We start from the raw sequence: 6,940 nt of genomic DNA, 5'->3' as shown, positions 1-6,940 counted from the left end.
GGTCCGATGCTCCGGCTCAGCATCGGACCGTTGCGTGCGTGTCCGCACCGCACCGTCACCCGATCGCGGACGGGATACCGGGCCACCGGCCGACCCTCGACGAAGGTCCCGTTCTTGCTGCCGGCGTCGACGAGGAACCAGCCGTCCTCCCAGACGATCTGCGCGTGTTCGCGGGAGACCAGAGGGTCGTCGACGGTGACATCCATGGAGTCGTCGCGTCCGATCCGCACAGACTGCCCGGCCGCTGCGGTGGCGCGGCCCTCGTCCCACTCGATCACGATGTCTTCGCGGCGCACGTCGTCAGGCTCGTCCACGACCCCGCCTCCCTCGGCCGAGTCGATTGTCCCACCGGAACGCGTAAGTAGCGGGGAAAACTCGGCTCCTCTCGATCGGCGCGCTCAGGACGCGCCTGTCGACGGGAGTCGGCGGCGCGCCCGCAGATCCCGCTGCCGGCTACGTTTTTATCCGCGTTCTTCCTGCTCGCCGGGTGAATCCTCGGTCCGGGCGTGGTTGCGGGCGGCGTGAAGCCGTGCGAGTTCGGTGCGCGCGGTGTCGCACTCGGCACGCTGGGCAGCGAGTTCCGCGCGGAGCGATGCGATCTCGGAGCGGAGTTCCTCGCTGCGTTCGCGTGCGGCGCCTTCACCCGCGCGAGCGGCCGCCGCGGTCACCCGCGTCTCCTCGAGGGCGTCGCGAAGTTCGGCGGTGCGGGTGCGTTCTCGGGCGAGGTCGGTCTCGGCGCGTGTCGCCGTCTCGGCGTGGCGCTCCGCATCGGACCGTGCGCGGTCGGTGAGGGCCTCTGCCCGCGCCAGATGCGTGCGCGCCTCCTCGACTGCGGTGCGGAGCCGCTCGTTGTCGGCCGTGGACTCGTCGAGGCGTTCCCGGTCGGTGGCGATCGTTCGGTTCAGTTCAGCGACGATCCGCCGGTGGTCTGCGAGGGCGGCGTCGAACTCGTCGCGATGGCGATGCAGGGCTTCGGCGTGCTCGTCGTCGCGGTGCGCCAGTTCGGCCCGCTGTGCGGCTTCGAGGTCCCGCAATTCGGTGGTGTGCGCTGCCCGGGCATCGGCGAGTTCGCGATCGACGGCCTCGACCGCAGCATCGGCATTGTCCCGGTCCTCGCGGGCCTGCGCCAGCTGCTCGCGCAACCGGGCGATCTTCGCATCTGCGTCGGCTTTGGTCTTTGCCAATTCGGTGGTGGTGCGGTGCATCTGGGCCTCGAGCGCCCCGGGGTCGGTGAGTTTGTTCAGCGAGGCGGTGATCTGAGCGGCCACGGCGGCGTGCTGCTCGAGGCTCGCTGCGGTCAATGTGCGTAAGGCGGCCACGGCCGCGGTGAGGTTGGCCGCCGCCTCGACCGGGGTCGCGGGGTCACTCACCTCCGCGACCTGCTGGGCCTCGCGCCGCTGCCGGGCGCGTTCGCGGTGGGCGCGCACCCGATCGGCGGGGGAGTCGTATTTGCGGGGTCTCCCGACACGGGGCTTGGTCTCGTCCGCGTTCTGCGATTCGGTCATGCGCGCTTCCTCCAGGGCCGATGGGAGGTTTCATTACATCACGAAAAGAGAAACGTTATATGTAACGAAACGAAACGATTGTATGAAATTGCAGGTGAGAAGGATGTGGAGGTTCTAAATTGTCAATTTTTTGGCAAGGGGAGAGGTGAATGGACCTGAGCCATAGTGTTATGCGCATGTAAATATGCATTGTGTCTGATCGTCATAATTCCCTCTTATGACGATCATGCGACCACGGGAGGCGAAAAACTGGGGACCCCCGACGAGCTCGGTGCTACCCGTCGGTTTCGGTCGATGGAGGCAGGCCCCAGCCGAGGCAGGGTCCAGCACCGGTTCGGCGTGTCGAGAGACGTCACCGCCCGTCGGCCCGCGAAGGTAAGGGGTGATTTCCTGGATTCGCTACCTGTTTGTGGCCGTGGGCAGCTTCACCGCGGCGCTGGTGCTGGCTGCCCCGAGTGTCGATACCTACCCGCACGATCCGGAGTTCGGCCAGGGGCCGGGACTTACCTCCGACATCGCCGTGTCCGGTGCGGGAGCGGTCATCGCGGCACTGACAGCCCTGTGGCTGCGCCACCGCACCGGTGCGGTCGTCGCGTCCCTCGTCGGGGCTGTGCTGGTAGGTGTTGTCGCGCTGGCGGGAGCGTGGCGGTGGGACATGTACCTCTCCGCCGCCGGTGCGGGTGTGCTGTTCGGCACCCTGGTGGTGTTCTGCCTCGACGCGCCCTGCAGAGCCCTGCACACGGTGATCGCGGGCAGCGTCGTCGCCGCGGTTTCGACCGCCGACCCGATCGCCGAGTATCGGCAGTTCGCCTCCGCGTCGCCGGGGACCGCGGTGTATGTCGAGGCGGCCGTGCAGCCGGCCAACGCGGTATGGCTCGTATTGGCGGTGATCTCCGTCGCGGCGGCAGCTGCCATCCTGTTGCTGGGGGTGGATCGAGCCGAGGTGCTCGACGAGCCACCCGGAACCCTTCGGGAGTTGCTCGTCGGGCTCGGTCTGCCGGTCGCCGCGGTCGCATTGTCCTGGTCGTTGCGCGAGGCGGTGTGGTCGCTCGATTCGGAGACGGGCGGGAACGGGCGATGGTGGTGGGGCATGGTGCTTGGTCCGCTGGTGATCGGTGCGGCCCTGTGGCTGCGCGGCAGCCAGGGGAGGGTTCTTCTGGCGGCGTTCGCGGCGGCGGTCGCCATCGGAACCGCTCCGTCGTGGATCCCTTCGGGGTGGCCGAGCGTGGCGCTTCCGGTTCTGCTTGCGGCTGGCGGTGCATGGCTGGGCCTGAGGGTCGCGAAGCCCGTGGCAGGTGTGGGCGTACTGGCGCTGGTCACGGCCTCGGCGATCTTCGCGGCATCGCCGTGGGACAACGTGCATTTCGCCGCGACACTGATGCTTCTGCCGGCGGCAGCCGGTTACGCGATCGCTGCGGCTCTGCCCTCGACCGCGGCCGTGACCGCCGCGTCACTGCTGTTTCCGGCGGTGATGACGCTGCCGCTCGTCGCGCAGTTCGGATGGACGTCGTATACCCCGCTCACCGCAGACGCCGCGGAATGGGCCCCGCAGCCGTGGACAGCAGTGGCGGTGGCGATATCCGTCGCTGCTGTGCTCGCGGCGGGTGCGGCGATGGCCTGGATCCGGGATCGCAGGATCGGCCACGAAGGACGATCCTGAGAGAGGTCGCCTCGCCGCGCGTCGACCTGGCGCACCACCGGACCGGCTGTCCTGCCTCCTCTTCCGCTCCCGGAATGGTCAGGCTCCGAAGGCGGCTTGCCCTTCTACCGCGGAGGTGACCAGGTTGTCCTTCTCGAGTGCGGCGCCCGCGGTGTTCGCGTCGATCCAGTCGTCGGCGGTGGCCACGGCGGCGAAGTTCGAGTTGAAGATCGCCATCAGAGTGTTGTGGACCTGTTCGGCGGACGCCTTGCCTGCGGCGTTGGCGATGTGGATCGCGCCGGTCGCGTCGGAGATCACTTCGGCTGCCAGCCCGCGTACTTCGGCATCGGCGGCGGTGGCCAGATTGCAATTGTTGGTCATGTACCCGGCCAAGGTGATGGTGTCGACGTTCTGCTCGCGCAGCCATTGCGCCACATCCGTACCGCCGAAGGCGCTGCCCACGTTCTTCCGGACCAGCTTCCACGAAGGCTGGATCCTGGCGGCTACGTCGGGGTGCAATTCCCAGGTGTGGGATCCGTCGGCGAATAGGGGCGCCTCTTGGGGGAGGGTGTGCTGGACCACCACTACCGGCATGTCGGTCGCGTCGGCATGATCGATGAGGCGCACGATGTTTCGCAGGCTCTGGTCGCGGGGCGGGTATTGGATCGCCAGTGGTCCCTCGAAATACTGGTTCTGGACGTCGACAAGGACGAGAGCTCGGCGGGGTGCGGTCACGGTGTGGTTCTCCTCGGCGGATTCGGCGAGACGGCTCGCGGGGCGAACCGTGTCCGGTCCTGTTCGATACTGCCCTGGGCTGGATATCCTGGACAGTGGCACATACGCCCACTTCCGATGGAATCGAGCCACTTCATGCGCATCGCTGTCTATGCCTTCGACGGCGTCCCGATGTTCCACCTCGCCGCTCCGCAGCTGGTCTTCGGCGAGATCGCCCGCGTTCGCGCGCAGAGCGACTGGTCCACCACCGTGTGGAGCCTCACCGGTGAGGCGGTCACCGTCGCCGAGGGGTACCGCATCAGCGATCTGGACGGACCGGAAGCGGCCTCGGCGGCGGACATGCTCATCATTCCCTCCTGGCCGGAACACTTCCCGCCCCTGGACGATCCGCTTCGCACGCTCCTCGTCGACGCACACGACCGGGGCGCCACGATCGTCGGTCTCTGTCTCGGTGCCATCGCCGTCGCGGACGCCGGTCTCCTCGCCGGCCGCTCGGCGGTGACCCACTGGGCAGCCATGGACGCGCTCCGGCAACGACACGCCGACATCTCACTCGATTCGCTGGTGCTGTACGTCGACCACGGTGACGTGTTGACCTCCGCAGGAACCGCCTCGGCCATCGATGCGTGCCTGCACGTGGTCCGCGATCGGCTCGGCGCCGAGGTCGCCAACGATGTCGCCCGCAGACTCGTCGTCGCGCCGCATCGCGACGGGGGACAAGCCCAGTACACCCGCCAGCCGATGCCGACAACGGGGACGGGCAACCCGATCGGCGCGGTCCTCGAATGGTCGCTCGAGCACCTCGACGAGCGGCTGACCGTCGAGAAACTGGCCGAGCACGCGTGCATGAGCAGACGCAGCTTCGTCCGGAACTTCAAGCTCGCCACCGGGACGAGCCCCGCGCAGTGGATTCTGCGGCAACGCCTCGATCGCGCGCGGGTGCTGCTCGAATCCACCGATCTGCCGATCGAGACGATCGCCCGGCAATGCGGATTCGGGAGCAGTGTCACCATGCGGCAAACTTCGCGACTGCGTTCGCCACCTCCCCGACGACCTACCGGCGACAATTCTGCGCACCGGAGTGACTCCCTCGCCGTGCGCCTGTCGAGTCGTGTGATTCCGGGCCTGCCCGTACCGGGGTCGGCGCTACAGTGACGTAAGTCACAATGCCGCTCCGGCTGCGGCATCAGGAGACGAAGGCGTGAAAGTCCGGGCCGTGGTGCCCTCGGGACGGTCGGAGGGGTGGAGGTGAGTGATGAGCGAGGCGCAGCCCGTCGATTTCGACGAGGTCGAGGAATCGGTCGGCGGCGGTGAGGACGCATCGGTCTTTCGGATCCGCACCGCGATGGGAGCCCTGGTCGAGGCGTTCGGACACGGGCAGGCGGTGGCCCGGCGCGGTGCCCGACTCGGGCGGGAGCTGACGAAGATCGCCGTGGGCCGGTCGCCGGTCGAACCGGCGAAAGGGGACCGGCGTTTCGCCGATCCGGCGTGGAGCCGGCATCCGGTCTATCACCGCCTCGAACAGAGCTACCTGGCGACGGTGCAGGCCGTCGACGGCGTGGTCGAGGACCTGGGCCGGGCGGTCGACCCCCGCCGGGCCGCCGAAGCGAAGTTCGCGGCCGACATCGTCACCGCCGCGTTCGCGCCGACGAATTACCTGGTCACCAATCCGGCCGCGCTCAAGGAGGCCTTCGACACCGCCGGCTTGAGCCTGCTCCGTGGCACCCGCAACCTCGCCTCCGACCTGGTGCGCAACCGCGCCCAGCCGTCGATGGTCGACCGGGACGCGTTCACCGTCGGCACCGATCTGGCGGTGACCGCCGGAGCGGTGATCTCCCGCGACGAGGTGGCCGAGTTACTGCAGTACGCGCCGAGCACCGAGGCGGTGCGCAGTCGGCCGGTGCTGGTGGTGCCCCCACCGATCGGCCGGTTCTACTTCCTGGACCTGCGGCCGGGACGCAGCTTCGTCGAGTACACCGTCGGCCGCGGCGTGCAGACGTTCATGCTCTCGTGGCGCAACCCGAGTGCGGACCAGGGGCACTGGGACCTCGACACCTACGGGCGCCGGGTGCTTGCGGCGATCGACGAGATCCGCGACGTCACCGGCAGCGACGATGTCAACGTCATCGGATTCTGCGCAGGTGGCATCATCGCCACCACGGTGCTCAACTACCTCGCGGCGCGCGGAGACGGTCGGGTCCACAGCATGTCGTACGCGGTGACGATGCTCGACTTCGACGACCCCGCGCTGCTCGGCGCGTTCTCCCGGCCGAGCCTGGTGCGGTTCGCCAAGGGCCGCTCCCGCCGCCGAGGCGTCATCAGTGCGCGCGATATGGGTTCGGCGTTCACCTGGATGCGCCCGAACGATCTGGTGTTCAACTATGTGGTCAACAACTACCTGCTGGGCCGCAACCCGCCGGCGTTCGACATCCTCGCCTGGAACGCCGACGGCACCAACCTGCCCGGCGCCCTGCACGGACAGTTTCTCGACATCTTCGGTGACAACCTGTTGGTCACCCCCGGCGCGATGACGGTGCTCAATACTCCCGTCGACCTTCGGGCCATCACCGTGCCGACCTTCGTCTCCGGTGCTGTCGCCGACCATCTGACGGGATGGAAGGCGTGTTACCGCACCACCGGGTTGCTCGGTGGGGAGAGCACGTTCGTGCTCAGTTTCTCCGGTCACATCGCCAGCCTGGTCAACCCGCCCGGTAACCCGAAGGCGCACTACTGGGAGGGCGGTGAGCTGGGGCCGGATCCCGAGGCCTGGCTCGCGGGGGCGACGAAGAAGTCGGGGAGCTGGTGGCAGGCGTGGGCGGACTGGATCATCGAACGGTCCGGACCGGAGATCGCCGCACCCACCCGGCTCGGCAACGATCGATATCCACCGCTCGAGGCCGCCCCCGGACGCTACGTGCGCGACCTGCCGGCCACCTAGGAGCATGGGTCGGTAACACGCCGGGCAGGGTGCCCGGTGTGTTACCGCGTGTGGGAGATCATGGGGTGTGCGTGACGATCTCGGTACCGACGGCTTGTTCGAGGTAGACCCCTCGGAGAGGGT

5 protein-coding genes and 1 pseudogene are annotated in these 6,940 nt (G+C 68.2%); 3 read left to right on the top strand and 3 right to left on the bottom strand.

Annotated features, from left to right (window positions below; all coding sequences use genetic code 11):
* Nucleotides 1–314 (bottom strand): FHA domain-containing protein (locus Q8814_RS23305; RefSeq protein WP_330154347.1); only part of this gene is annotated, 314 nt, incomplete at its 3' end.
* A 147-nt stretch (nt 315–461) separates the two neighbouring features.
* Nucleotides 462–1,505 (bottom strand): coiled-coil domain-containing protein, encoded by a 1,044-nt coding sequence (locus Q8814_RS23300; protein WP_330154346.1) that lies wholly within the window; start codon nt 1,503–1,505, stop codon nt 462–464.
* Between the two features lie 382 nt (nt 1,506–1,887).
* Between Q8814_RS23300 and Q8814_RS23295 the strand changes: the two genes are divergently transcribed.
* Nucleotides 1,888–3,165, top strand: a complete 1,278-nt coding sequence (locus Q8814_RS23295) for a hypothetical protein (protein WP_330154345.1) — start codon at nt 1,888–1,890, stop codon at nt 3,163–3,165.
* A gap of 78 nt (nt 3,166–3,243) precedes the next feature.
* Here the strand turns inward: Q8814_RS23295 and Q8814_RS23290 are convergent, their stop codons facing one another.
* Nucleotides 3,244–3,879, bottom strand: coding sequence for an isochorismatase family protein (locus Q8814_RS23290; RefSeq protein ID WP_330154344.1), 636 nt, complete (start codon nt 3,877–3,879; stop codon nt 3,244–3,246).
* 135 nt (nt 3,880–4,014) lie between these two features.
* On the opposite strand from Q8814_RS23290, the pseudogene Q8814_RS23285 reads away from it, so the two are divergent.
* Nucleotides 4,015–4,964, top strand: a pseudogene (locus Q8814_RS23285) (GlxA family transcriptional regulator).
* Nucleotides 4,965–5,134: 170 nt separating this feature from the next.
* Nucleotides 5,135–6,817 (top strand): PHA/PHB synthase family protein, encoded by a 1,683-nt coding sequence (locus tag Q8814_RS23280; RefSeq protein ID WP_330154343.1) that lies wholly within the window; start codon nt 5,135–5,137, stop codon nt 6,815–6,817.
* The last annotated feature ends 123 nt before the right edge of the window (nt 6,818–6,940 follow it).

Source organism: Rhodococcus chondri, assembly GCF_036327435.1.
Taxonomy (GTDB): domain Bacteria; phylum Actinomycetota; class Actinomycetes; order Mycobacteriales; family Mycobacteriaceae; genus Rhodococcus; species Rhodococcus chondri.
Note: the sequence above shows the minus strand (reverse complement) of the source record. Positions and strands in the feature narration are given on the sequence as shown.